Origin of the sequence: Terribacillus halophilus, from assembly GCF_900162685.1 — a bacterium.
In the GTDB taxonomy this organism is placed as follows: Bacteria; Bacillota; Bacilli; order Bacillales; family Amphibacillaceae; genus Terribacillus; species Terribacillus halophilus_A.
Window position 1 is genome coordinate 624,842 of the sequence record NZ_LT727827.1, and the last position, 24,629, is coordinate 649,470.

Below are 24,629 nucleotides of genomic sequence, written 5' to 3' on the forward strand. Positions count from 1 at the left end.
TATATGACAAGTCAACAGAAAATTCCAATATATTACCCGACAAGACTGTCATAAAGAGAGCGTGCTCGATTGATATCGTCTACGCCGTGAATAATTGCCCGTCCGTCAGCAAACAGCACAATTCGATGCCCTCTGTGATGAAATGCGAGTAAATATTCATTTGCTGTTACGTGTTCCACTGCAGAAACCCATTGTTCAGATAAAGCTGTCAAATCAAGTGATTTCTTCGATCCCGGTCGGATGTGAACAGCTTCTCTGCCACAGAGCACATCAAGTTTCGTATGCGAGCCGCCATTTAAGTACGGACGCTCAGCATCGGTACTGCAGCTTAGGCAGTTTGGATCTTGAAGACGTTGCACGTTCACTGTTGTATAATCTCCCGTCCATATATCAAATGCGCGCAGCTCAGGTGCTACTTCCTGACGGCATAAAATCCTTAATGCCTGGGTCACTTGCATTGCTGCCACCCATTGCACAATTGGGCTGATAATACCGGCTGTATCACATGTTTCACTTTGCTGCGGAAGCTGTTCGAGAAGGCAATGCAAACATGGTGCATCTTTTGAAAAAACCGGATAAGTTACCCCATAGCCGCCAACGCAAGCGCCATAAATATATGGTATACCATGCTTAGTAGCAGCATCGTTAACGATTAAACGTGTTTCAAAATTATCTGTCGCATCTAAGATCACATGAGCTCCCTCTACCAGCCCTTCAATATTATGATGATCGATATTTTCAATCACTGCATGCAGCTTTACGTGCTGATTGATTGCTTGCAATCGCTCCGCTGCTGCTAGCGCTTTTGGCAAATAAGCAGCAGCATCTTCTTCGGTGTACAGCTGCTGACGCTGCAGATTGTGCAGCTCCACATAATCCCGATCGATAAGTACGAGCTCCCCGATTCCCGCGCGCACAAGCATCTCTGCAGAGGCAGATCCTAAAGCACCCATTCCGATTAAGACAATTTTACTATCTTCTACCTGCATCTGGCCTTCTTTACCGATAAACAGCTCCTGTTTACGATAACGATCCTGCATTAAGTAAACAACCCTTCACCCGGACTGCTGGCTTCCGCGTAATTTTTCTCTGGAATTCTTCCTGCTTCAAATCCTAATCTGCCAGCTTCAATCGCTAGTTTCATAGCATGCGCCATCCGTACAGGATCGGCAGCTCCAGAGACCGCTGTATTTAACAGCACACCGTCAGCTCCAAGCTCCATCGCATATGCTGCATCCTTCGGTGAACCAATGCCAGCATCAACAATGACGGGTACATTGCTTTGTTCAATAATGACGCGTAAGTTGAAAGGATTTATGATTCCTTTTCCTGAACCGATAGGTGATGCTCCCGGCATGATAGCGTGCACGCCCAAGTCTACGAGACGCTTGGCTAATACAACATCATCTGACGTGTAAGGCAAGACAATGAATCCTTCTTCTAACAGCATTTCTGTTGCACGTAATGTTTCAACTGGGTCTGGAAGCAATGTCTTATTACAGCCAATCACTTCTACTTTCACCATGTCGCATAAACCAGAAGCTTTAGCTAGCTTGGCAATACGGACAGCCTCTTCTGCTGTCTTTGCACCCGCTGTATTTGGCAGCAATGTATACCGATTCAAATCCAGCTGTTCAAGGAGATTCGGCTGCGATGCCTCAAAAATATCCATCCTTCGTACTGCGAATGTAAGTATTTCTGCATCCGATATATTTACTGCTTCCTTTTGCTCTTCAAAAGACGGGTACTTGCCTGTTCCCAATAGCAAGCGGGATGTAAATGACTTATCTGCAATTTGTAACATGTTTCAACCTCCTCCTACGAAATGGATTAATTCTACTTGATCGCCATCTTTTATCGGCTGGTCTGTATAAGCGGCTTTATGGATAACCTCTTTGTTCAACTCCACAATCACAATTCTGTTTTCTAAGGAAAGTGATGCTAACAGCTGTGCAATCGTCTTAACCTCGCCAGATAATTCCTGCTGCCTGCCATTTAATTGAATTGTCACATCAATACCTCCTCATTGGAATAAGGTCGGTCCACTCGAAATGCTTCCTTCCATCCTTCCGAAACATCATTGCCGCATAGCAAGTCAGCAATCATTTTTCCAGTTGCAGGTGCAAGCAGGATACCATTGCGCTGATGTCCAGCAGCAATAAACAACCCTTTCATTTCCGGGTGTTCCCCAATCAGCGGCTTCCCATCGAATGTCTGTGGTCGCAGCCCGGCCCAGCTTCTTTGAAATGGCATCGCATCAATTCCCGGCAGCATCTGTCTCGCTTTTTCCATAACTGTCTGGATACCGCCAAGTGTCGGCTCCGTGGTCCAATCGTTCTCAACTTTTGTCGCTCCGATGATTAATTCATTGTTGTTCCGAGGAACAATGTAATGTTGATTATGGAATAAGCTGCATGTGAGCGGCGCCTGTGTATTGGTAACAGCAATGCACTCTCCCTTTACGGGAAAGATTGGTGACCCCAAGCCTGTTTGCTGCAAGATAGCATTACTCCAAACTCCACTGGCAATAACCACGTGCTCTGCCTGCCATTTCCCTTTGGAGGTCCGTAACTGATAGTGCCCGGCTTCCTTTACTATTTGCTCAACGCGGGTATATGTATGAATTCCGGCGCCAAGTACTTGTGCTGCAGAACGAAATCCACTGCAGGCGATTGCAGGCGTAACGTGCACATCTTCTTCCATATGAACGGCACCTAGAACGGATGCTGCTAATCCAGGCGTTTTATCTGCCAAAGATGCGCGCTCCAGCCACGTTACCCCTTCTAATGCACACATTTCTATCAGACTCGCTCTTTCTTCTTCCGTATAAACAAGCTTTAACAATCCGCCTGTACGGCGCTCTATATTTATCCCTGTTAAGGAGTGAATCGCTGCTTCTGCTTCTTCGTATAACTTTTGACTTATGCGAGCAAATGGATAAAGAGCAGTACCGAATTCCTTGTACTCTGAATGGGCGCCAAGCATACCAGCAGCTGCCTGGGTGGAACCTGACCCAACTTCGCCTGCTTCAAGCACATCAACCTGATAACCTGCTTTCGCCAAATAATAAGCGACTGCACTGCCGATGATGCCTCCTCCAACGACTGCTACTTCAGATTGCTTCAAGACGCAAACACTCCTCTTTTAGTTTCTTTACAGCTTCTACTGGTTCTTTTGCAGAAAAAATACCACTCATAACTGCAGCTCCATCTATTTCAAGCGCTTTCAATTCTGCTAGCCGTTCCACCGTAATTCCTCCAATCCCAAACAACGGAATGTCGATGTGCCGCCGAATCTCCGCTAGCTTGGATAAGGGCTGCGGGGCCTTGCCTTTTTTACTAGCTGTTGGAAAACAATGTCCGTATAAGCTATATGCTGCTCCTGCCGTCTCCGCCTGAACAGCTTCTTCGAGTGAATGAACTGGGGTGCCAAACTGGAAATTAGGGTACTGTTTTTTTAACTCTTTTAGTGGAAGCCCATGTCCTGGTACATGGGCCTGTTGCAAACCAAGCAGCAACGTCACATCTACCCGATCATTGATCCATAACTTGTAGCTCGGCAGTCCTTCTTTTACTAACTCCTTGCAAAGCTGATAAAGCATGCCTGCAGGTTTGTTTTTCTCCCGAATCTGCACATAATCGACATACGGGTGTACCTTTACCAAAATACGAAGCAAGTCAGCTGTATCGTGTGCCCCATCCGTTACTGCCATCAGTTTGATTATGATCACTCCTTGTTTTGGAACAGGCCGGAAGCACAAAAAACCACTTTCCCGAAGGAAAGTGGTGTATAATCTGCGAATAAATACATACAAAAAAAGCATGTAAACTCGAGCGTCTACACTTTCCTACGCAGGTCCGAACCTGTTCAGGTTTTGAGGGTTTAAAGAGTCACCACTCTTATTCTCAGCCCTTATGAAGGGATCCCCTAGTGTGAATTTTATGAATTTACCCACATTGTATCATAAATAGCATACGATGCAAGATGTTTAGCCAAAGAGAAGAGACCAGCTAGTCTTGCTAATGGTCGTCTTTCACTTAATATTTATAAGACTGTCCGCCATCGATTGGAATAACAGTCGCATTAATGAAATCTGCCTGATCAGAAAGAAGGAAGGCAACTAGATAACCTACTTCTTCCGGCTTTCCGAAGCGTTTCATCGGGTTAACACTGACGAATTCTTTGCCTGCTTCTTCCCAGTTATCTCCGCCAAGCTGACGCAAGGAACCTTCAACCATTGGTGTCATAATCGCCCCTGGCGCAATTGCTTTGATGCTGACACCGAACTGACCGTATTCAATACCGGAGTTACGCGTCAAACCAACAACACCATGCTTGCTCGCCGCGTAACCAGACTGATTGCCGACACCGCGAATTCCGCCAACAGAAGCAGTGTTAACAACAGAGCCATAGCCTTGTTCCTTCATTACTTTTAGGACATGTTGCATACCATAGAAGACACCATTCAAATTGATGTTTACTACACGATCGAACTCTTCTGCACCGTATTCTTCTGTTAAATTCTGTTTTCCTTCTACACCTGCATTATTAAAGAAGCTATCGATCTTGCCAAATTGCTCTACTGTTTGTTTCACGTAAGCCTCAACTTCTGACTCATTCGCACAGTTCGCCTCAATCGTGATGACTTCTGCCTCAGGCGCTGCTGCCAAAATAGCTTGCTTCGTCTCTTCCATACCTTCTTTACTCAAATCAACAAGTGCAAGCTTAGCTCCTTCTTTCGCAACCTGCACTGCTGCCGCACGGCCTAATCCAGAGCCGCCACCTGTTATTAAAACAATCTTCTCTTCAAAGCGCTTCATAAAAAATCTCTCCTTTTACGTTTTTTATATTGCAGTAAATCCGCCATCAATCGGCACAACCACACCATTGATATAAGGTGCATTACCTGTCAGTAAGAATGTCACAAGCTCAGCCACTTCCTCTGGCTGGCCAAGACGCTTCTGCGGAATGGGTTCTGTTGCATTTACAAATGCATCAGGATTTTTCTCCTTATATGCACGTACCATTGGCGTCTCAGTCGTACCTGGTGCAATTGCGTTCACTACAATACCTTGTGCCGCATACTCCGCAGCCAATGTCTTTGTAATGCCTACCATCGCATGCTTCGTCGCCGAATATGTACCAACAGTTGCCTGGCCAACTACACCTGCTGTGGAAGATGTATTAACAATGCGTCCTCCGCCATTGGCAAGCATCACTTCCAACACATATTTGAGACCGTAAAGCGCACCATTAAGGTTGATACCAAGCACCATATCAATCTGTTCAATCGTATTTTCTACAAATTTGACGCCAGGACCAGAAATTCCCGCATTATTGTAAAACATATCGATAGTTCCAAATTCCTCGATCGTTTTATCTACATAAGATTTCACTTCTTCAGCTTTGCTGACGTCTGCCTTTACGAAAATCGCATTTGCACCTATTTCTTCAACAAGATGGGCCGTCTTCTGCCCAGCTTTCTCAGATATATCAACTACAACGATGGAAACGCCTTCTTTAGCAAGTCGTAATGCCACAGCTTGTCCAAGTCCGCTGCCGCCACCCGTAATGACAGCTACTTTTCTTTCACCCACTGGCAAGCCCCTCCTACGCAATAAGTATTAGGTTAATTTACCCATCTCCCTCTTAAAGATTACACCTATTCTGAAAAAGAGGTCAAGTTATATGGTCTTATTATTCAGTACTATTTGATTGTAATATTTTATACATAGATTAAAATGATGTTGTTCATGAACAGCTATTAAGTGAATGCTTTGAATTAGGTCGGGGTAGCGGATGTGGCCGGCAGTCTCATCGTCGATACTGTCAATCATCCTTTCAAAACGCAGCGTTTCATGATTGATGAAGGTTTTGTTTTAGCTGATGGAACTGCAGCTTATTGTGTATATCTTTAGGTGACTGTGAAGTGGGGTGAGCTCTCATCGGTTTACCGTGTTTGTTCCGATAAGCTTAATAAATATCAACTATCTCTGTTTTATAAGGCGTGCCTTTCCGTGTTCTGCTGAAAGTTTCGTGACAGGGATATACGCCAGATTAAGCTGTCGAAACCGCTTAAGCAGTAGATACAGATGGTAATACGTCTCACCAATCCACCATTTATCAGGTAAAGGCCGTACCCAAGCTTGATTTTGTTCGGCAAGGATATGACCTTCGAATGCTTCTCCCTGCCAGTAAATGCTTGCGAAGTTTTTTTCATATAACTGCTTAACATAAGCTTGCCTCCTGCGTTTAGCATTCCTTATAAATCAGGTGCTCTAGTACTGTTGGCAGATGCAACAGTTTTTCTTGCAAAAAAGCTGGTTTCACAGTTAATTCCTTCACTTTTTCAAAAGGAATCCATTCATATTGGAAGTCTGCCTCTTCTGACGAAATGACTTCGGAAGTGCCCGTAAGCTTATCTTCTACATCTTGAATCAAATATATAAAGCTGAATTCATGAAAATGACGAAACCGGTAAGTGAAGAAATTTTCTACCATCCAAAGCAGCCGTTCTGCCTTAACTGTAATGCCCAATTCTTCTTTAAATTCTCGCTCAACTGCCTGTGCGGAATCCTCACCCAGCTGGATGCGTCCGCCAATCAGCGTCCAGAATGGGTCCTTCTTATTTTTATGCAGCAGTATATGGTTAGCTTTCACAATAATGCCTGCTGTCCGGCAGTTTAACGTTTGTTCTCCTAACGCTATCGTTAGATCCTGCATGTATGTTTACCCCCAATTCGCTTCAATTGCCTGCACGATGTAATATGGTCCTGCGTCATGGTTGGATGCCACAACTACTTTTTGCCCCGTCTCTGGATTATAAGCGCTGTGAAAACTCACTCCTGGGTCAAATCCAACTACATAATATTTCTTGATTTTAGCAGCATCTCTTTTCATCCAAACACCATATCCATAAGAACTCTCTTTATCTACTTCAATATGAGGGTACAGCAATTGCTCTGTAACCTCGGCAGACAGCAGCTTATGCTGGAATAATGCGTCCCAGAAACGCGCCATATCAGACACACTCACGTACACGCCGCCATCTGCTCCGCCTCTTACAGGCAACGCATAAATGTTAGAACGATAACCATCGTCCTCTTTTATATAACCAGTCGCTGTGTTTCCTGGCAATTTATTAAAAGAAAAATAACCGGCCTCTGTCATACCAGCTGGGTTAAAGATGTGTTTTTGGACAAACGCTGTAAAAGACTCGCCTGACAGCTCTTCCACTACTAAACCCAAAACAATAAAAGCCCCATTGTTGTAATAGAATTGTTTACCAGGCAGGAATTTCATTGGCTTCTCTTGAAATAAAGGCAAAAAATCCGAACCTGACCTTACACGGTACATAGGTAGCTGCTGCCACAATGCCTCAAAATCGTCCATCTCTTCCTCATCAAAATAATCCGGCATGCCAGAGGTGTGTGTTAGCAGGTGATGGATTGTAATATCCGGATGAAAATTAGGAAACTCGACTGCTGCCAAACACTCTTTTATTTTCTTGTTAAATGTCAGTTTTCTTTGCTCCACTAACTTGGCAATCGCTACGGCCGTGAAGATCTTTGCTCCTGAAGCAATACCAAAGCGTGTATGCTTATCAAACAACAGCTTTTCTTGCTTATTTCGATATCCTCTTTGGAAGAATCCCTGCTCTTGTCCGCCTTCTACATAAGCAGTACCAGAGAAATCTACTTTCTCTGCCATCTCTTGCAGCCAGTGCATCTCTTTCATCTGTCTCATCCTCTCCTACTCGAGTACATGTTACCATAATTGGTAATATGTACTGGGTATAAAAATAATGAATGGGGATGAGTTTAGGCGTATTGCTGTCATAACCGATACACGCGGTCTTCCAGCTCTACAAGCTGTACTAGCAGCTATTAAGAAGACAGATGCCAAGACCCGGCAGTTCATCGCTGATTGGATAGAACTTGTATAAAAATCAATGAAAAAAGGCATACGCTCGTATGCCCTTCCTGCTCCTTTAACCAAATCTGCGCTTTTCTGTTATATCCAATTGCTTGATTTCATTGTCATGTACAGTGATCAAAACGGTTCCATACTCTAACTCTTTTACCTTCTCTATAATCTCTTTCCATTTATCCTCATTATCTTGTTTACTCAAATTTATCATCCTTCCAGATTGATTATTTTAAGATAGGACGTTTGTAAGCAGGTTCTGGCAGATTAAGATGCGATCGTAACGTGCTGCCTGTATAATCCTTCCGATAAATTCCTCGATCTTGAAGCACTGGAATCACGGATTCAACGAAATCATTCAAGCTATTCGGAAAGGCGGGCAGCATTAGGTTAAAGCCGTCCGCTCCCTCTTCTTGAAACCACATCTCCAAATCATCAGCAATCTCTTCAGGTGTTCCAAATACGAGACGATGGCCTCTGGATCCTGCCACATATTGATAGAGTTCCCGGATGGTCAGCTGTTTCTCCTCTGCCAACTTTATTAATAATGCTCGCCTGCTCTTATTTCCATTTGTTTCTGGAATATTCTCGGGAAGCGGGCCATCCACGTCATAAGGACCTATATCAAAGCCGCCGAGATATTCGGACAATAAATTCTTACCGATCTCTGGTGTAATCAACTGCTGCAGCTGCTCATACTTTTCTACTGCCTCTGCATGCGTCTTACCAACATAGACGGATACACCCGGCATAATTTTAATATGTTCCGGATTCCTCCCGTGAACTTTAGCCCGGTTTTTCACTCTCTGATAAAAAGCTTTTGCATCAGATAAGTTATCTTGAGCGGTAAAGATAACATCAGCTGATTGAGCTGCCAGATCCACTCCTGCATCTGAAGAGCCTGCCTGGATAATGACTGGTTTTCCTTGCGGTGACCTTGAGATATTTAAAGGACCTTCCACAGAAAAATAATCCCCCTCATGCTGAATACGGTGAAGTTTCTCTTTCTCGAAATAAACACCCGACTCTTTGTTACGTATTAGCGCATCAGGTTCCCAGCTGTCCCATAATCCTTCCACAACTTCCAGGAATTCTTTCGCTCGTATGTAACGATCTTGGTGGGCAAGATGTTCATTTTTATTAAAGTTTTTAGCTTCACTTTCATAATACGAGGTAACAACATTCCAGCCGGCTCTCCCCCCGCTCAAATGATCTAAAGATAAAAATTTTCTTGCCACGTGAAATGGCTCATTATACGTAGTGGTGACTGTAGATGCGAGGCCAATTTTATGTGTAACCACAGCCAGCGCACTCAATAAAGATATCGGTTCAAATCGGCTCAGTTCTGCTGGATGAGACAGCTCGTGAAAGGAAAGTCCATCACTAAGAAACAACATATCCAGCTTCCCCATCTCCGCATGTTTAGCGATCTCTGCGAAATATTCAAACGACGTCACTTGTTCCGAAATCACATCTGGATGCCGCCATGATGCAATATGGTGCCCGCTTCCCATCAGGAAAAGGCCTAGATGTAGCTGCTTTTCTTCCATCGTTATTCCTCCTTACGGGATTGGGGCGGAGCTGGATGGCTAGGTGCGACATTCTTACCAGCAATGTCTCTTTCTCCTGCAACAAGCTCTTGTTCAAGAAGGTCAAGAAACGTATCAAATGACAGCGGCGACTCTAAATTGTAGAACAAAAACTTCTCTTGCTGCGCTTTCTCATAAGAAAGCTCACAGAAGGTTTGAGGAGGAGCTGCAAATGCTTCTGCACCATGCTCTCTTGCTAGAGCCAGCGCCGCTCCTCTCCGTCCCTCTTTCAGTTTTGGTGCAGGGTTCTCTAAGTTTGAGATTTCCTTCGTCTCTGAATTAAATATGCGGAGCGTCTCTCCTTCCACGATTGGAACTATATAATCCGCTTGATTAATGGCTGCTGCTACCTTCATGATTATCTCCTCCTCTTTTTGCCTTACATAGTGACTGATCAAGATCAGCGAGAATGTCATCGATATCCTCCAGCCCAATGGATAAACGAATCTGGTCAGGATAAACACCTGCTTGCAGCTGTTGTTCAGCTGTCATACGAGCATGTGTCGTGCTTGCTGGGTGAATGGCCAACGTCTTGGAATCTCCTACATTAGCTAAATGAGAAATGAGTGATAGCGAATCAATAAAACGTTCGGCTGATTCTCTGCCACCTTTTATGCCAAACGTGAAAATAGAACTAACACCTCTCGGCAAGTAGGTCTTCGCTAGCTCATACTGCGGATCACCTGGTGTACCTGGATAGTTCACCCATTCCACATCAGGATGCAGGCGCAAATAAACTGCTGTCTTTTTTGCATTCTCCACATGCTGTTTCATACGAAATGATAATGTCTCTAAGCCTTGAATGAACAGCCAGCTGTTGAAAGGAGAAAGACTTGTTCCTAGGTCATGCCCTAGTTCGAACCGTGCTTTGGTGATAAAAGCACGCTTTCCCGCCAGTTTGTTGAAGGAGGTGTTACCGATACTTGGCTTATCTCGATTAAAATCCGGAAAGCGCTCATTCTCCCAATTGAATGTCCCAGCATCTACAATAGCTCCGCCAATTGAGGTACCGTGCCCTCCGATGAACTTTGTAGTAGAAAACACAACAATATCTGCTCCGAAGTCAATTGGTTTTTGTAAATATGGCGTGGTGAATGTATTGTCTACAACCAATGGAACCCGATGTCTTTTTGCAATTGCAGACAAGCTATGAAGATCTGCAATCTCAGCATTCGGATTACCGATTGATTCCGTGAAAATTGCCTTTGTTTTCTCATTAATTGCTTGCTCTACTTCATCTGAATCATGGCCATTAACGAATCTTACCGTCACGCCAAATCCTTTGAAAGTTTCTGCAAACAGATTGTATGTTCCGCCATAAAGTGCATTTGTCGTAATAATCTCATCACCTGATTTTGCTAATGTCAGCAGGGCAACCGAGATTGCTGCCTGCCCAGAAGAAACAGCAAAACCGCCAATGCCACCTTCCAATTCTGTTAAACGCTCCTCCAGTACTGCATTCGTCGGGTTTCCATTACGAGAGTAGATGTAACCTGGCTCTTGCATTTGGAATAATGCAGCTGCTTTCTCTGTCGATTCAAACACATAGGAACTTGTTTGATAGAGAGGTACAGCTCTTGCCCCATTTAACGGGTCCGGCTGCTGGCCAGCATGGAGGGCAACTGTATCAAAGCTCTTCTTTTTACTGGTGATATATTTCTCTGTCATGTTCCCACCCTTTCGAATATGCGGCGAACTGCTCAAGATTGCTAGTAAGCCCGCCCTTGCCAAATTTAATTCCTTCTCTTTTACCAGCTTGCTTTAAAAATTGAAGTATCGCTCTTCTTCTTTCTGTCAAATTAAGAATGCCATATTCATAAAACCAGGCATCAATTGTGTTATAGATGCCGCGATTTATCCCATAGTAATAGGAGCACCAATCGATAAATTGAAGATCAGGCCAGTGCAGGTATGACTTCTCTATAGCCGCCATTATGTTACGCCTCTCTTTCTTCATCACTTCCCCCTAAAATTCATTTAACCTATAAAAATAGTCGGATTTAAACCATAAGCCAGCCGCTATTTGTACAAAAACAAAACGACTCCCCACAGAAGATAAGTAGGGAGTCGCTTTCCTGCTTATCTTCCGGGTTTACCCCGATGGATTTGGCACAGTATTCTTCACAGAACCCGCTGCCGAAGTTTCACAGGGCCATATCCCTCCACTTCTCTTGATAAGTCACTATTCAATTGGATAAAAAAACGCCTTTATTCCCTATCTGTATGCAGGAATAAAAGCCTCTGGTGGTCCAGTCAGCATATATACAACTTATGGTAATTAGGATAAACGCAATTCTTACTTACGTCAATATAAATTTCGCAAGATTTTAAATATTTAACAATCACGCTTCGCTCTTCTTACAAGAGCAGTCCTAATACTTGCCCTTCAGAAAACCACCTGCAAACATAGAGAAAAGCGGACAAATCGCTTGCCCGCTTTTTTATCATCTATTAATTTTGTACAGCTTTTCGAACCGTGCTTCGCAAGGACCATACGCCGAAAGCAAGGGAGATAATAACCAACAGGCTGCCGACATGAGCTGTTGTCTGCATGGAATGCGTAGCTCCATTCACAATGCCGCCTACTAATGATCCAAGTGAAATACCAATTTGCAATGCCGAGTTGTTGAAACTCTGATGAATACCTGCTGATTCGGAATCTGTTTCAACAATATAGTTCTGTAGTGGCGGTGCTAAACTCCAGCTTAGTGCAGCCCAGATTACCATTACTACAATAAATAATGGGAAAGATACCGTAGAAAACGGAAGCGCGAATAAAATCACGGCAAATGATGCGACAACTAAAATGATGCTGACTTTGGAACCAAAGCGGTCTGCCAAACTGCCGCCAAAAGCTCCTCCGCCAACTGCTGCGATACCAAAGATAAAGTAGCAAATACTAATCCATTGCGTATGCAGTCCTAGCTCAGATTCAAGGAAAGGTGTGAAATACGCATAGATCGTATAATGACCTGCCAGCATAAATAGCATCGTCAAATGTGCTGTTAGCATCTTTTTATTACGCAGAGCTTTCAGCTGCGACTTCAAGGATTGTACTTGTTCCACTTCAATACGCTCAAGCGTGAAAGCAATCAGAACCATAGACAATAAGGCCATTAAGCCAATAAATAGGAACAGCATACGCCAGCCAAAAGCATCACTGACAATAATTCCAATTGGCACGCCAAGCACGAGCGATGAACTGATACCCATATAAATAAGTCCAATTGCTTTCGCACGATGCTTGGGCTGAACAATCTTCGCTGCAATCGTTAAAGAAAGCACAATAATCAATGCTGTACTCATCGCTGTAAGGACACGCGCAATCATGACAAACAAGAACGACGGGCTCATGTAGGTAATGACATTGCCAAAAACAAATATACCTAGTGTCAGCAGCAGAAGCTTCTTTCGCTCAATATTTGCTGTCAGTGTATAAAGAATTGGACCTGAAAGTGCATACACCAAAGCAAATACAGTAATCAACTGACCAGCTTGTCCAATTGATACGTGTAAATCATTTGCGATGGTTGGCAAAATCCCTCCAACAATTAGTTCAACTAACCCTACAGATATAACGGAAATAGCTAATATAAAGACTCTGAAATTCAATAGATCAATACCTTTCTATTCAGAATATGAAGACGAACATGTTATTCGTTCTGCAATAGATTGCATTTTTCCGCACAAAAAACTCCCTAATTACAGATAAAAAATCTGTAATCAGGGAGTTATGGCTCCTGGTAGAAACCCTCAAACCAAATTATTGAGGTTATACAGTGCAAAACGAACATATTCCATTTTCTTAAGAAATTATAGCAAGATACAGACATAACTGCAAGATGAAGCAAGCAGATAAGAATACATCACCCGCCTTTTCCATAAAGTGCATAAGTTTTATGTTTGCTTTATCGGAAAACCTCGATATACAATAGACTTATGGATACTATCGGTCTATTCAAAGCTTTGTCTAATGAGAAACGGCTGCAAATACTGCATTGGCTGAAAGAACCGGAGAAGCATTTTCCGAAACAGCAGGCGCACCTGCCGAAGGAGGTTCATTACAAGGGCGGTGTCTGTGTCGGAGACATTCAAGAAAAGGTCCAAGCTTCTCAATCTACGGTCTCCCAATACCTTGCTATGATGCAGCGTGCTGGATTATTGGAATCTATTCGTTATAACCAATGGACGTATTACCGCAGAAATGAAGAAACAATTCAGAAGCTAGCTGCTTATTTAAATAAAGAATTGTAGTATCTTCCAAGAGATCCTTTAGGGATTTCTTTTCTTTCAACTTTGAATATTGCTTTATTCCGATATACAAATATACAACAAATTGGAGTGACACGATGGCTTTAACTAAAAAACAGACATTCTTAGCATTCACTTTAACTTTACTGACGTTCGTTATGGGTACAAGCGAATTCGTCATCGTTGGCTTACTGACAGAAGTAGCGGCCGACTTAAACGTAACTGTGGCATCTGCAGGAACACTTGTATCGGGATTTGCTATTGCCTATGCAATTGGCACGCCTCTTTTAACTAGCTGGGTTAGTCGATTTCCGAAATACCCATTGATGCTGACACTTATTGTCGTCTTTATATTAGGTAATGTCACTAGTGCATTAACATCTTCCTTCGGCGTATTACTAGCAGCACGTATTGTCACAGCAGCAGCGAGTGGTGTCCTCACCGCATTAGCAATGACAGTAGCGAGTGATACAATGCCCGCAGCGAAGCGTTCTTCTGTCATTGCGCTTATCTTTGCCGGATTCACAATTTCCAATGTCTTAGGTGTGCCGCTCGGAACATTCATCGGGCAATTAGGTTCTTGGCATCTGACATTCTGGACGACTGCATTGCTCGGAGTAATTGCCTTCCTTATCAGTTTGTTCATCTTACCAAAGACCGCAGCGAGCGAGAAAAGTTCCATATGGAAGCAGCTTGTACTATTCAAGAATCCAAAAATTCTAGTCGGTTTCTTCATCCCGACGTTCAGTATTGCGGGAACATATACAATCTACACGTATATTACGCCCATCATCGAGGATGAATTAGGCATTGCCTCCAGCTCTGTCGGTCTCGTCTTGCTGGCATACGGCCTCTTTTCCATCGGCAGTAACTTTTTAGCTGGTAAAATTGCCGGCAGAAACGGTATCGGAGATCTGCGTTATGCGTTCATCATCCAAGCAATCATCATTGGATCCCTATATGTGTCAATGAACATGACAATCGCTGGGTTGATCAGCATCATGCTCATGGCCATCATGATTTACGTTATGAATGCCACCATTCAAATCTATCTTATGGACAAAGCGGCAGCCTATTCTTCTGCAGCCAGAGATTTTGCTTCCTCGCTGACTCCTGTTTCAGTCAATATCGGTATTACACTTGGTTCCGCGTTAGGCGGGTTGGTCGTTGCCTACGGGACCCTTCCAAACCTTGCAATCGTAGGTGGGATATGTGCCCTTGTCGCCTCTTTACTATCATTTATCAGTTATCGAATAGAGAACGAATAACGAAAAAAGACAGGTCGAATCAATATCAACCTGTCTTTTTCGTATGCAAGAAATCAGATTTCGTTATAGCGTACATTTTCACATCTCGCTGTTTTCCTTTTAAAGAAAGCAGTTTGCGTAATGTCCCTTCAAATAGCATACTGGACTTCTGCATAACTTTTTCCGAGCCTTCATTTTCCACTATGCATTTCGCCTGGATTCGTTCTAGCTCCATCCTTTCTAAACCAAAGCGAATGACTTCCTTCACCGCTTCCGTCATATATCCACTGCCCCAATATGGGCGAGCCATCACATAACCTATTTCTCCGACATGATCTTTCTGGTTCCAAGACACATAATTAATAGTACCAATTAGACGCTTGTGCTCCTTATGTTCAATTCCCCAAAAGACAGCCTGTTGATTTTCATATAAACTCAGGATAATATGCAGAAACTGCTGCGTATCGTCAATCGATTGATGCGTATTCCAAGACACAAACTCTGAAACAGCAGGATCAGATCCATAAGCAAATATCGCATCCACATCAGCAAGTGTTACTTTACGCAGGTGCAGACGCTCGGTTTCTAGAGCTGGCAGGTCCTCTAATATATGTTCCGTTGGCATGGTAATTTGTTCCCCCCTAATCCGAAATAAAATAAGTCTTTTATTTCACCATGCCACGATATGGATAAACTTTCAATAATTCTCCCCAATACAAACAAAAAACTTCCTGCGCACAGATGCTTACTGTACACAGGAAGTTACCTTCAGAATATGCTCAATTTTAAATCGCCCGATACCTATTCTTTCCATCCTTTTTCGCTTGGTACAAGGCTTCATCTGCTCGCAGCAGCAATTCGCGTTCTTTTGTACCATTGGCTGGATAGATTGCTAAACCGATACTAGAGGTTGCCTTAAAGCTGTCTCTCCCTATACACCATTCATCTTGGATAGAGGCAAGGATACATTTTGCCATGCGTATGGCATCTTGCTCCTGCTTGATTTCCGGCAGTAAGATAGTAAATTTATCTCCGCCTTGTCTGGAAAACACATCACAAGACCGCACACACCCTTTCACTCGGCGTGTAAATTCCACCAACAGCTTATCACCGATTTCGTGGCCAAATGTATCGTTAATAGATTTGAAGTTATCCAAATCCAGATACATCAGCGCCATTTTATTGCCGTTCCGCTTCGCTTCTTCCAGCGCTTGCTCCAGTTTCTCTTTAAACAGACGACGATTCGGCAGCCCTGTCAATGTATCATGATAAGCCATATGCGTTAGCTTCTCCTCATAAACCAAACGCTCCGTTATGTCTCTGGAGACAACAAGAAAGTGTTCAAAAATCCCATTTTCGTCAAAGATCGGATTAGCCATTGCCTCCAGCCAAATCCAATCGTCACTTATATTCCTAAATCGAAACTGAAACACCCCTCCTTGTTTTGTTTGCACCATCTTTTCCAGCTGCTGTCGTACTTTCTTCCGATCATCTTCATGCATGAATACACTTGCATGCTGCCCTTCATATGCTTCAGAGGGAAAACCCAGTACTGTCACATGGGATGGCGAGGCATATTTGAAATTGCCGTCCCAGTCTATCAGGCAAACCAAGTCTGTCATATTCTCCGCAATTAAACGATACCTAGCTTCACTCTGCCGCAGTGCCTCTTCAGCCTTGTTACTCCGAGAAAGCTCTTTCTGTACTTCATCTGTATCCGTTATATCAACAGAGCATCCGATTACCTCAACAACCTTTCCATTCTTTGAAATCGGCCGTAAAGAAGTAATATATTGAATTCCGTCTACATCCGATTCATACGAAACATTTCTTTCCCCATTCCATGCGCGCTGATAGTAAGACAGCTTCCTGGCTGCTTCTTCAGCCGGGAGAAAGTCCTGCAACTCTCTTCCAACGAGCTGCTCCGGCGTAAACTTCATCCGGTAAAGCAGTTCACCTTCACTAAACGTATGAACAAATCGTCCATGGTCATTTACGTACTTAAAAATCATCCCATGCTGCTTTCGCATAGCTTCCTGTAACTCCAGATTAGTTCTCTCCATTCCCCACTGAAACCACATCTGCCTGCATGACTCTTCTGAAAGACCCTCGGTTGAGATAATCCGTTCAAAAGCTGACATGTTTTCAGTAAATCTTGCTGTTGAAACAGGTTTGCTGAAGAGATATCCTTGTCCTTCATCACACAAGTTTTGCTGCAGAAAGATCAGATGATCCTTGGATTCCACTCCTTCTGCAATCACTTCCAGTTTCAGTTGATGCGCCATTGCAATAATTGTTTTTACAATCGTAGCGTCTTTGGCATCAATGGTACAATTCCTCACAAACGACCGGTCTATTTTAATAGTATCTATCGGAAACTCTTTCAAATGATAAAGTGAACTATAGCCAGTACCAAAGTCATCAAGACTGATGCTGACACCAATCTGTTTCAACTTACGCAGCATAGGCAGGACAAACTCCACATCCATCGTCATAGACTCCGTAATTTCGAGTTCTAAATATTCCGGTGCGAGCTCTGTTTCTTTTAAAATATTCTCTACTTTTTCTGCTATATCACCTTGATACAGCTGACTAGCGGATAAGTTGACCGCCATAATCAACGGTTCAAGCCCCATTTCCTGCCACAGCTTATTCTGTTTGCATGCTGAACGAAGCACCCATTCCCCGATCGGCCGAATCAATCCTGTTTCTTCAGCAAACGGGATGAATTCCAACGGCGAAATTGTTCCTATAATAGGATGCTCCCAACGCAGCAACGCCTCTGCACCGATGACTTTTCCCGACCGCAGCTGAAGCTTTGGCTGATACAGAAGATAAAACTCATCATTCTCAAGGGCTTGAAGCAGCGCCGCTTCTCTATCTGAATCGTTCATATTCGTTAAATCCACTATCGCGACACCTCATTCTGCTAAGTCTTTTTCTAATGATGCTGGTTTGCATTGCGATATGTTTTTGCTAAGTGATACGGCCGATAGTGCGGCTATATTTCTAATGATTATACAATCTAATCCGACAATATACGATACTTTCTGCAATAACAAATAAAGGAATGAATAGAAATCCTACTGTATTTATACCCGATATTATGATGTGAAATTCTATATATGGAAAAACCGCCAGCATCCTATGCTGACGGTTTCTGCTTAGGTGTTTTTCACAATTGCCGAATCAGCTTCTGACAATAATCCAGGTACACATTACTTACTAATGTATGCTTTGGCGCAAATATGGCACTCAAGTAAATAAGGATTTGCGAGTTATCCAGAGAAGGATTCAACATCGAATGTTCGACATTAGGGATCGTTCTTACTGTTACTTGAGATTCCGGTAACATTTCTCTATATGTCCTCGCTGTTTCACTGGAATCTACATTCTGATCTTCTTCCGCTAATACTACATGAACAGGGGATTTGATTTTCTTAATATCGTTTGTCGCATCTGCCATGATATTCTTTTGCACAAATGTGTATCTCTCTTCAGAAAGACTTCTGTCTTCTGTTTCCTGCACATATTCCTGATAGGAAACCCCTGTGCGAATCAGTTCGGATTTCCTTCTATCATTATTTAGCACACTTGTGATTTCTTCGGACGATTTCCCTTCGCTCTTTAATTTTTCAGCAGTATAATACTCCCCTTGCCGAATCCAATTGATTGCAGGAGCAATTAATATAGAAGCAGTTATGTCTTGATGATTTTGCTGTACTTTCGGAATTACCCACCCAGCTTGACTTGATCCCCAAAGGATGATTTTTTCACTATTAATGGTTTCTTGATTTTTAACCCATTCCAAAACGTTTTCTACCTCTTCGGCCCGATCGTCCATCGATTGATTTAACCAATTTCCGTGCGAACCATCAACACCTGGCTTCGCCCATGAAACAGACGCAAAGCCTTCTTTTGCAAAGCGTTCCATTAATGGTTTGTACCCTCCATCTTGCGTCGCATTTTGTGGGCCATCTCCATGTACAAAGATTACGACACCCTCACCCTTCTCTTTTGGAAGAGCCACAAAACCATTTAAATCTTCGTTTTCTGTTTGGATAGTAACTTCTCTCTCTTGCATCATATAATCATTCTCAAACAGCATTATCCTCAGGAGCAGCAATACAAAAAATGTTATACCGATAAGTAACTTATATCCCTTTTTCACGGCCCACTTCACCTCTCCACTCCATAAAATACCACTCTTTTATTCCATGAAAGCGCCCTCCAGTTTTACTTTTACCTTTTCTGCTAACAAGAAAGTCTTGTTTCTCATAAAGTCTTCTAGCAGCATTATTATGCGCTGAAACAAATAATGTAAGGTGTTGAGACGAATCCATCTGACTTTTAACAGTTTGAATAAGTTGGGCGCCAATCCCCTTGCCCCGACTAGATGCGGCTACTACTAGAAAATCGATATGCAGCTCGTTGTTTTTACATCGATGATCAAGAAAGAAAAGGAATGCGATCGTTTTAAGAAATGCCGTTAAACGTAACTGTTTCAATAATTGCTTCGTTAATTCAGTTCCTATCCACCTTCTTGGTTTGATAAATAGTAAGCCTTGAATAATTTCATCGCGTTTGATAACCAAGTTACTGGAATGAAAGTTCACAATATGCTCTGCCAAGCACAGAAATGCGGTTTCTTGTTCGTGTATCGGCAATTTTAAGTGATGAAACTTGCCACTAAACCCCTCCATTAATAAGCATGCTATTTCGTCTATATGATTACTTCCAGCAGTCATCATTTTGCCTTCACCTCTAGACTGTACACCAAGGATTGCTTATAGAAAGTTGATAGATATGCTTCTTCATGGATAAATAATCTTTCTTCGAATAAAATATCCATCTGAACAAGTTCATTGTAAAAAAGCTGTATTTCTCTTTCTAACTCCTCTTCTTGTGCCACATAAATCTTCTTACTATAGTAAACTCCCTCATTCAATATCTGATCAGCTTCTGATGAATTAGTTTCATACATTACTTTAATGTTACTGCCGTTCTCCATTACTGCATAAGAAATTTCATCAAATATATGTGAAATATATTCCTTGCACTGAGCTAATTTCTTTAGATTCAAATTGTAGTATTCATCAAGATATTCAGCAGAAATGTATGTATAATAGCGAGTTTCTTTGGTCTCTGCTAGCAGTCTATGCGATTCACTTTGTCGAAGCTCCATAATGTTCTGAACCTTCCTTTTCAGTGCACTCAGTCGCATTATTTCATCTTCAACTCTTGCAAGTACCGCAGGAAATGTTTCTGTATGATCTAATCCGTTCTCTAGACTATTCTTTATTTCTTTTAAGGAAAAACCCAAATCTTTTAGCAGCAGAATATGTGCCATAGAATATACTTCAGCTTCTCCATACATGTGATATCCGTTTCCGTCGATATATGCCGGCTTGATCAATTGCTGTACTTCATAATGTCTTATTGTGTATTTCTTTAGATGGAATAACTTTGCTAATTCGCCGCTTGTTAAAGATTGCATTGATTTCCCCTCCCCTTATAGCTATAGCATAAACCGTGTGGTCACCACACAGTCAATACGTTTTAAAATATAATGATGGAACCTCCTTTCAATCTCGCAAAATGTTTTTATATTTCTTTTCTTTCGTGCAGGACATAAAGAAACCGCCAGCATCTCATGCTGACGGTTTCTCTTTATGATTCATAATTATGCTGCTCTTCAATCTGTCCATTATCATCATGGATAATCGCCATCGTGCCGGCATCTTGTGCCCGTTTCTTCGCTTCTTCTACCACATCAGATTTTGAGCTGGCTGTATACTCGTGATCCTCACTGCCTTCACGCTTAATTCCCCAGCCCTCATCAGCATTTGGCACAACATGGTATCTCGCTTCATCTGAATTAGCTCTGTCCTCGAAGTATTGATCACTTTTTTCTGTCATGTGAAACGCCTCCTTTTGGTTACTTTGGGTTATACAGTTCTTTACCCGCAGAACTTATATAGAAACATTAGAGAAGCTTCTTGCACTCATGCTAGTCATCATTTCCCTTCTATCCTTTTGTTATTGCAGAACTTGCGATTATTCTATAACCTTATAGCTAGACTTCCGCCCTTATATCAGTGAAAAATGAAGAAGGGAATGAACATAGCCGTTGAAAAAGCTGACACCCGAACAAAGCAAAGAATTACTGCGTATTCTGAAAGATCGTTTTGAAAAGAACATGCACCGCCATGAAGAAATTGACTGGTCAAACGTGCAAGCAAAGCTGGAGGCGGCCCCAGAAAAGCTTTGGTCGCTGCATCAAATGGAAACAACAGATGGCGAACCCGATGTTGTCGCTTATAATCAGGAGCAGAACGAATACATGTTTTGTGACTGTTCAACCGAGAGCCCTAAAGGACGAAGAAGTGTTTGCTATGACCAAGAAGCATTGGAATCTCGGAAGAAACACAAACCTGAAAACAGCGCTATCAACATGGCAGCTTCTATGGGCATCGAGTTGTTAACAGAAGCACAATACCGAGCGCTTCAGAAACTAGAAAACTTTGATAAAAAGACATCCAGCTGGATTCAGACACCCGCTGACATCAGAGAACTCGGCGGAGCGTTATTCTGTGACTATCGCTTTGGTCATGTGTTTGTCTATCATAATGGTGCAGATTCATATTATGGTGCGCGAGGATTTCGAGGTGCACTGTTTGTCTAAGATATGTAAAAAGGGTTAGAGGCTATATCCCTCTAACCCTTTATGATTTTCCGTACTGTTTCGGCACCCTACCACCAGCCACCGCTTTTCACCCTAATACTTTCTCTTAATAAGAAAAACGAGTGCTCTACACCTTCTAGCATCAGGATGTTCTTGTCTAACCTTAGCATTAATGCCTTACTCGCCTCTCCATCCGTACAATCCTTTAAGGCATCTCTAAGGTACATATGTTCTTCTGATAGCGATTCTATATGATTAGAGTGCTTCAAGTATTCTTTATATTGCTTTGCATCTTCTTCTAAGCTGTCCTTTATACTCCTCTCTAATTCTTTCTTTTGTCTTTGTCTTTCTAGGTATTCATCAAAATCATCCAACATATCTTGGATTATACTCACTGTTTTACCAGCCCCTCCTCCAAATTAAAACTGCAGCCACCCTGCCAGCAATTGATCCACTCTCTCAAAATCCTCACTCATCTTGTTCATGTTGTGCGCAATCTCACCTGTGTCTGAATGCACATCTTTTAACAAGTGCATTAGTTCATCATAATATTCCATACCAAAAAGCATCGGTATTCCATCTACCGTCTCAACAGCAAGCTCACGAAATATCTCATCCACATCAGCACTCGTCAGCTTATCAAAACGCCCGACCCCTACCTGGCTTCTAAACTTTGCTCTTGATGCCTCTGCTGTTGCCATACAATCTTCTAAGAATTGCATAATATCTTTCTTAGTTTTTGCGATACGCTCTTCGTTTACTTCTACTTTTCTAGCATAGGCTTTCATCAATCCTGTTTGAATAACAATGGGAAAATTGGAGACACCGCTATTTTTTAAAAAGAGCGGCGAATCAGGTATAGCAGCTCGGAGTTTCTCATCATACAGTAAATCCGCTTTATAATACCCGTCCTCATTATAAAGACTTGCATCCGTGTAGTTCTTAATCCCATGAGACCCTAGCATGTCGGCCAATTGATCACCTGTACTATCCTTCCCCTCGGGATCTTCCATATAATAAAGCGATCCAATTGTCCGATCATGAAACATGGACACTGCATCAGTCGGGTACGCATATGTAATAATATTATCTTTGTACGCACCATTCTTTACATCCTGCTGCTGTTCTTCATTCAACAATCCATAAGCATCTGCCGCAGCGAATGTCACCGCATTCGAATCATACGTAACCGCACAATATTGAGCAAGTCCACCGCCAAGAGAATGACCAGTAAATGTGATGTTCCTAGCTCCGTACTTGTCTACGTATTTCTTCACAGCAGCTTTTGCTTCTGTAAATTGATTCTTATTCGTAAATGTAATCTCACCGTTATCATTCAGCTTTGCATTCCCCGTCTGTAGTGCCGCATCCTGAGAAGGTGTTGCCAAATAGTCTGTCGTGCCATATTCACTCTTACTATAGTTTGCATCACCACCAACCACACCAAAAGCATCCTCATAGACATCCTTCAGAAAACCAGAATAATCAGCTTCTCTATCTTTATATATGAGTGTATCTCCTTTTTCCGTCACTCTGTCCCCGAGTTCTGCTTCAATCGCATTTTTCGTAGACTCACTCAGTCCTTTTAGTTCCGTTTCATTTGTGGTAAATTTAGGGGGTTCCGTACCGTTGAAGCTGATGACGACTTCTTTGGTTTTGGGGTTTTCTAGGACATAACCGTATAAGCCTGTTTCTTTATCTTCTAATATATCAAGGGACTTCCAAGTGATATATTCATCTAATATTTGTACCTCAAATTCCGTTTCACCATCTACATAAGCTCCTCTTGAAAGGATGCTTGCTTCAATGTCTTTTAAATTGTGTTCCATGGAGGTTAACTCCTTTTACTGTTATACTTATACAAAGAGGTGCTATTATGAAAAAAGTACACTTATTTATATTTTTATCAATTATTTCCATTATACTATTAGGAGGCTGTAATGTGAATAAATATGGTGAAAGTTACGATGAAGAAACAGTTGTTCAGGCAAAAGAAACTGCAGAGAGCTATATAAAAAGTAATTTTAAAGATGTTCAATCTGTTGAATTAAAAGAACCATATCAATCACCAATGGGAAGCTTATCAATTGAAGGTACAGTAAACGGAAAAGCGGACTTTACTATAGATTTTAATAACGATTTTACGGTCGCTATGGTAGGAAAGAAAGAAGGCTTTCCAGAAAGAAAAGATGAGTGCATTGAGAGGGTTTGCGACTACTGATAGTTAGTATATACAGGCCGCGATTGCTAAGCAAAATTGCATTGAAGTTAAATACAATAATAATGCTACTGCCGTTAGAATACTTGCTTCACCAAGGGCAGCTTATCAATTGATGGGACAGTAAATAATAAGTACGGTTTCACAATAGATTTAAATAAAGATTTTACAGTGAGCATGATTGGTACAAAAAAGGTTTCCCGGCAATGAAAGATGAATGCAAAGAAATGGACTACAAATACTAATTAGTCTGTTACAGAGTTCGTTAGCAGCCTTTTTTGCTTCTTATGATCCTACTTTAGAAAAACACTTATCTAACAACTCTCCAATAAGCAAGGTGAGCTCATGAATAGATTAAAATCACTAAATATTAGTATCTTTATCACCACTACTTTATTTCTAGGAGGTTGTGGTGTGAAGGATAACCTTGATAATAAGACTGCTAGCCAGATAAAAGAGAATGCTACAAGCTATATAGAAAATAATTATAAATCAATTGAAGCAATTGATTTAAATGAACCCTACCGGGGGCAAATGGGAAGTCTGAAAGTAGATGGATCAGTGAATGAAGTTGGTTTTTCAATTAGTCTTAATGACGATCTATCATTTAAAGGTATAAGTACTGAAGAAGGGTTTCCAGAGCGGAAAGATGAATGTAAAGATACAAGTTGTGATTACTAGGAAGAAAATATTCTTTTTTAGGTGGAGTAATA

At 42.1% G+C, this 24,629-nt stretch carries 30 protein-coding genes and 3 riboswitches; of the genes, 6 read left to right on the top strand and 24 right to left on the bottom strand.

Annotated features, from left to right (window positions below):
* Nucleotides 1-32: 32 nt before the first annotated feature.
* The 10 genes from B1K52_RS04205 to B1K52_RS04250 all read right to left on the bottom strand — a co-directional run bounded on the left by B1K52_RS04205 (nt 33) and on the right by B1K52_RS04250 (nt 7,737).
* Nucleotides 33-1,040, bottom strand: coding sequence for a ThiF family adenylyltransferase (locus B1K52_RS04205; RefSeq protein ID WP_077305629.1), 1,008 nt, complete (start codon nt 1,038-1,040; stop codon nt 33-35).
* On the bottom strand, nt 1,040-1,804 hold the full coding sequence (locus B1K52_RS04210) for a thiazole synthase (RefSeq protein ID WP_077305631.1): 765 nt from the start codon (nt 1,802-1,804) through the stop codon (nt 1,040-1,042). The genes B1K52_RS04205 and B1K52_RS04210 overlap by 1 nt, the downstream gene beginning before the upstream one ends.
* 3 nt (nt 1,805-1,807) lie before the next feature.
* Entirely contained in the window at nt 1,808-2,011 is a 204-nt protein-coding gene (gene thiS / locus B1K52_RS04215; RefSeq protein ID WP_077305633.1) for a sulfur carrier protein ThiS, read from the bottom strand.
* Nucleotides 2,008-3,126, bottom strand: a complete 1,119-nt coding sequence (gene thiO / locus B1K52_RS04220) for a glycine oxidase ThiO (protein WP_077305635.1) — start codon at nt 3,124-3,126, stop codon at nt 2,008-2,010. Before thiO ends, thiS begins: the two co-directional genes overlap by 4 nt.
* Entirely contained in the window at nt 3,113-3,760 is a 648-nt protein-coding gene (locus B1K52_RS04225; protein ID WP_179106459.1) for a thiamine phosphate synthase, read from the bottom strand. The genes thiO and B1K52_RS04225 overlap by 14 nt, the downstream gene beginning before the upstream one ends.
* A 67-nt stretch (nt 3,761-3,827) precedes the next feature.
* Nucleotides 3,828-3,939, bottom strand: a riboswitch (TPP riboswitch).
* Between the two features lie 98 nt (nt 3,940-4,037).
* Nucleotides 4,038-4,820 carry an SDR family oxidoreductase gene (locus B1K52_RS04230; RefSeq protein ID WP_077305637.1) on the bottom strand — a complete coding sequence of 261 codons (783 nt, stop codon included), beginning with the start codon at nt 4,818-4,820 and terminating at the stop codon, nt 4,038-4,040.
* A gap of 24 nt (nt 4,821-4,844) precedes the next feature.
* Nucleotides 4,845-5,597, bottom strand: a complete 753-nt coding sequence (locus B1K52_RS04235; protein WP_077305639.1) for an SDR family NAD(P)-dependent oxidoreductase — start codon at nt 5,595-5,597, stop codon at nt 4,845-4,847.
* A 401-nt stretch (nt 5,598-5,998) separates the two neighbouring features.
* Entirely contained in the window at nt 5,999-6,235 is a 237-nt protein-coding gene (locus B1K52_RS17655; protein WP_143588827.1) for a hypothetical protein, read from the bottom strand.
* Nucleotides 6,236-6,252: 17 nt separating this feature from the next.
* Nucleotides 6,253-6,723 carry an NUDIX hydrolase gene (locus B1K52_RS04245; RefSeq protein ID WP_077305641.1) on the bottom strand — a complete coding sequence of 157 codons (471 nt, stop codon included), beginning with the start codon at nt 6,721-6,723 and terminating at the stop codon, nt 6,253-6,255.
* A 6-nt stretch (nt 6,724-6,729) separates the two neighbouring features.
* Nucleotides 6,730-7,737, bottom strand: coding sequence for a serine hydrolase domain-containing protein (locus tag B1K52_RS04250; RefSeq protein WP_143588828.1), 1,008 nt, complete (start codon nt 7,735-7,737; stop codon nt 6,730-6,732).
* A gap of 67 nt (nt 7,738-7,804) precedes the next feature.
* Between B1K52_RS04250 and B1K52_RS17845 the strand changes: the two genes are divergently transcribed.
* Entirely contained in the window at nt 7,805-7,945 is a 141-nt protein-coding gene (locus B1K52_RS17845) for a hypothetical protein (RefSeq protein ID WP_179106460.1), read from the top strand.
* A 45-nt stretch (nt 7,946-7,990) separates the two neighbouring features.
* On the opposite strand, the gene B1K52_RS04255 is transcribed toward B1K52_RS17845, so the two are convergent.
* The 6 genes from B1K52_RS04255 to B1K52_RS04280 form a co-directional block, all read right to left on the bottom strand.
* Entirely contained in the window at nt 7,991-8,131 is a 141-nt protein-coding gene (locus B1K52_RS04255; RefSeq protein ID WP_256855833.1) for a YezD family protein, read from the bottom strand.
* A gap of 22 nt (nt 8,132-8,153) precedes the next feature.
* Nucleotides 8,154-9,476, bottom strand: a complete 1,323-nt coding sequence (locus B1K52_RS04260) for an LLM class flavin-dependent oxidoreductase (protein ID WP_077305647.1) — start codon at nt 9,474-9,476, stop codon at nt 8,154-8,156.
* A 2-nt stretch (nt 9,477-9,478) separates the two neighbouring features.
* On the bottom strand, nt 9,479-9,871 hold the full coding sequence (locus B1K52_RS04265; RefSeq protein ID WP_077305649.1) for a NifB/NifX family molybdenum-iron cluster-binding protein: 393 nt from the start codon (nt 9,869-9,871) through the stop codon (nt 9,479-9,481).
* Nucleotides 9,849-11,183 carry an O-acetylhomoserine aminocarboxypropyltransferase/cysteine synthase family protein gene (locus B1K52_RS04270; protein WP_077305651.1) on the bottom strand — a complete coding sequence of 445 codons (1,335 nt, stop codon included), beginning with the start codon at nt 11,181-11,183 and terminating at the stop codon, nt 9,849-9,851. Before B1K52_RS04270 ends, B1K52_RS04265 begins: the two co-directional genes overlap by 23 nt.
* Nucleotides 11,158-11,472: a hypothetical protein gene (locus B1K52_RS04275; protein ID WP_179106461.1), complete on the bottom strand. Its 315-nt coding sequence runs from the start codon at nt 11,470-11,472 to the stop codon at nt 11,158-11,160. Before B1K52_RS04275 ends, B1K52_RS04270 begins: the two co-directional genes overlap by 26 nt.
* 119 nt (nt 11,473-11,591) lie before the next feature.
* Nucleotides 11,592-11,696: riboswitch (SAM riboswitch) on the bottom strand.
* Between the two features lie 270 nt (nt 11,697-11,966).
* Nucleotides 11,967-13,127 carry an MFS transporter gene (locus tag B1K52_RS04280; RefSeq protein WP_077305654.1) on the bottom strand — a complete coding sequence of 387 codons (1,161 nt, stop codon included), beginning with the start codon at nt 13,125-13,127 and terminating at the stop codon, nt 11,967-11,969.
* Nucleotides 13,128-13,215: 88 nt separating this feature from the next.
* Nucleotides 13,216-13,315: riboswitch (purine riboswitch) on the bottom strand.
* 139 nt (nt 13,316-13,454) lie between these two features.
* Between B1K52_RS04280 and B1K52_RS04285 the strand changes: the two genes are divergently transcribed.
* Entirely contained in the window at nt 13,455-13,769 is a 315-nt protein-coding gene (locus tag B1K52_RS04285) for an ArsR/SmtB family transcription factor (RefSeq protein ID WP_077305656.1), read from the top strand.
* Between the two features lie 95 nt (nt 13,770-13,864).
* Nucleotides 13,865-15,034: an MFS transporter gene (locus B1K52_RS04290; protein ID WP_077305658.1), complete on the top strand. Its 1,170-nt coding sequence runs from the start codon at nt 13,865-13,867 to the stop codon at nt 15,032-15,034.
* 25 nt (nt 15,035-15,059) lie between these two features.
* Here B1K52_RS04290 and B1K52_RS04295 read toward each other — a convergent pair whose 3' ends face one another.
* The 6 genes from B1K52_RS04295 to B1K52_RS04320 all read right to left on the bottom strand — a co-directional run bounded on the left by B1K52_RS04295 (nt 15,060) and on the right by B1K52_RS04320 (nt 20,932).
* Nucleotides 15,060-15,638, bottom strand: coding sequence for a GNAT family N-acetyltransferase (locus tag B1K52_RS04295; protein ID WP_077305659.1), 579 nt, complete (start codon nt 15,636-15,638; stop codon nt 15,060-15,062).
* Nucleotides 15,639-15,798: 160 nt separating this feature from the next.
* Nucleotides 15,799-17,922, bottom strand: coding sequence for an EAL domain-containing protein (locus B1K52_RS04300; protein WP_077305661.1), 2,124 nt, complete (start codon nt 17,920-17,922; stop codon nt 15,799-15,801).
* Between the two features lie 266 nt (nt 17,923-18,188).
* Nucleotides 18,189-19,184, bottom strand: coding sequence for an alpha/beta hydrolase (locus B1K52_RS04305; protein ID WP_077305663.1), 996 nt, complete (start codon nt 19,182-19,184; stop codon nt 18,189-18,191).
* Nucleotides 19,168-19,764, bottom strand: coding sequence for a GNAT family N-acetyltransferase (locus B1K52_RS04310; protein WP_077305665.1), 597 nt, complete (start codon nt 19,762-19,764; stop codon nt 19,168-19,170). Before B1K52_RS04310 ends, B1K52_RS04305 begins: the two co-directional genes overlap by 17 nt.
* Entirely contained in the window at nt 19,761-20,510 is a 750-nt protein-coding gene (locus tag B1K52_RS04315) for a helix-turn-helix domain-containing protein (RefSeq protein WP_077305666.1), read from the bottom strand. The genes B1K52_RS04310 and B1K52_RS04315 overlap by 4 nt, the downstream gene beginning before the upstream one ends.
* Nucleotides 20,511-20,683: 173 nt before the next feature.
* Complete coding sequence (locus B1K52_RS04320) at nt 20,684-20,932, bottom strand: DUF2188 domain-containing protein (protein WP_077305668.1); 249 nt, start codon at nt 20,930-20,932, stop codon at nt 20,684-20,686.
* Nucleotides 20,933-21,143: 211 nt separating this feature from the next.
* Between B1K52_RS04320 and B1K52_RS04325 the strand changes: the two genes are divergently transcribed.
* Nucleotides 21,144-21,698: a DUF4256 domain-containing protein gene (locus tag B1K52_RS04325; RefSeq protein WP_256855834.1), complete on the top strand. Its 555-nt coding sequence runs from the start codon at nt 21,144-21,146 to the stop codon at nt 21,696-21,698.
* 68 nt (nt 21,699-21,766) lie between these two features.
* On the opposite strand, the gene B1K52_RS04330 is transcribed toward B1K52_RS04325, so the two are convergent.
* The gene (locus B1K52_RS04330; protein ID WP_143588829.1) at nt 21,767-22,093 is read right to left on the bottom strand and encodes a hypothetical protein; all 327 of its coding nucleotides are present in this window, start codon (nt 22,091-22,093) and stop codon (nt 21,767-21,769) included.
* Nucleotides 22,094-22,117: 24 nt separating this feature from the next.
* Nucleotides 22,118-23,527, bottom strand: a complete 1,410-nt coding sequence (locus tag B1K52_RS04335; RefSeq protein WP_077305672.1) for a Tle-like phospholipase domain-containing protein — start codon at nt 23,525-23,527, stop codon at nt 22,118-22,120.
* A 47-nt stretch (nt 23,528-23,574) separates the two neighbouring features.
* Between B1K52_RS04335 and B1K52_RS04340 the strand changes: the two genes are divergently transcribed.
* Nucleotides 23,575-23,919 carry a DUF1433 domain-containing protein gene (locus B1K52_RS04340; RefSeq protein ID WP_077305673.1) on the top strand — a complete coding sequence of 115 codons (345 nt, stop codon included), beginning with the start codon at nt 23,575-23,577 and terminating at the stop codon, nt 23,917-23,919.
* A 411-nt stretch (nt 23,920-24,330) separates the two neighbouring features.
* Nucleotides 24,331-24,597 (top strand): DUF1433 domain-containing protein, encoded by a 267-nt coding sequence (locus tag B1K52_RS04345; RefSeq protein WP_077305674.1) that lies wholly within the window; start codon nt 24,331-24,333, stop codon nt 24,595-24,597.
* Nucleotides 24,598-24,629 lie beyond the last annotated feature (32 nt).

Bases quoted from the DNA above. Each gene is read 5' to 3' on its own strand.
- B1K52_RS04210 (WP_077305631.1), bottom strand. From the start codon at position 1,804: ATGTTACAAATTGCAGATAAGTCATTTACATCCCGCTTGCTATTGGGA.
- B1K52_RS04310 (WP_077305665.1), bottom strand. From the start codon at position 19,764: ATGATGACTGCTGGAAGTAATCATATAGACGAAATAGCATGCTTATTA.
- B1K52_RS04285 (WP_077305656.1), top strand. From the start codon at position 13,455: ATGGATACTATCGGTCTATTCAAAGCTTTGTCTAATGAGAAACGGCTG.
- B1K52_RS04295 (WP_077305659.1), bottom strand. From the start codon at position 15,638: ATGCCAACGGAACATATATTAGAGGACCTGCCAGCTCTAGAAACCGAG.
- B1K52_RS04335 (WP_077305672.1), bottom strand. From the start codon at position 23,527: ATGGAACACAATTTAAAAGACATTGAAGCAAGCATCCTTTCAAGAGGA.
- B1K52_RS04320 (WP_077305668.1), bottom strand. From the start codon at position 20,932: ATGACAGAAAAAAGTGATCAATACTTCGAGGACAGAGCTAATTCAGAT.
- B1K52_RS04230 (WP_077305637.1), bottom strand. From the start codon at position 4,820: ATGAAGCGCTTTGAAGAGAAGATTGTTTTAATAACAGGTGGCGGCTCT.
- B1K52_RS04275 (WP_179106461.1), bottom strand. From the start codon at position 11,472: ATGAAGAAAGAGAGGCGTAACATAATGGCGGCTATAGAGAAGTCATAC.
- B1K52_RS04340 (WP_077305673.1), top strand. From the start codon at position 23,575: ATGAAAAAAGTACACTTATTTATATTTTTATCAATTATTTCCATTATA.
- B1K52_RS04315 (WP_077305666.1), bottom strand. From the start codon at position 20,510: ATGCAATCTTTAACAAGCGGCGAATTAGCAAAGTTATTCCATCTAAAG.
- B1K52_RS04270 (WP_077305651.1), bottom strand. From the start codon at position 11,183: ATGACAGAGAAATATATCACCAGTAAAAAGAAGAGCTTTGATACAGTT.
- B1K52_RS04245 (WP_077305641.1), bottom strand. From the start codon at position 6,723: ATGCAGGATCTAACGATAGCGTTAGGAGAACAAACGTTAAACTGCCGG.
- B1K52_RS04205 (WP_077305629.1), bottom strand. From the start codon at position 1,040: ATGCAGGATCGTTATCGTAAACAGGAGCTGTTTATCGGTAAAGAAGGC.
- B1K52_RS04290 (WP_077305658.1), top strand. From the start codon at position 13,865: ATGGCTTTAACTAAAAAACAGACATTCTTAGCATTCACTTTAACTTTA.
- B1K52_RS04265 (WP_077305649.1), bottom strand. From the start codon at position 9,871: ATGAAGGTAGCAGCAGCCATTAATCAAGCGGATTATATAGTTCCAATC.
- B1K52_RS04260 (WP_077305647.1), bottom strand. From the start codon at position 9,476: ATGGAAGAAAAGCAGCTACATCTAGGCCTTTTCCTGATGGGAAGCGGG.
- B1K52_RS17845 (WP_179106460.1), top strand. From the start codon at position 7,805: ATGAATGGGGATGAGTTTAGGCGTATTGCTGTCATAACCGATACACGC.
- B1K52_RS17655 (WP_143588827.1), bottom strand. From the start codon at position 6,235: ATGTTAAGCAGTTATATGAAAAAAACTTCGCAAGCATTTACTGGCAGG.
- B1K52_RS04250 (WP_143588828.1), bottom strand. From the start codon at position 7,737: ATGAAAGAGATGCACTGGCTGCAAGAGATGGCAGAGAAAGTAGATTTC.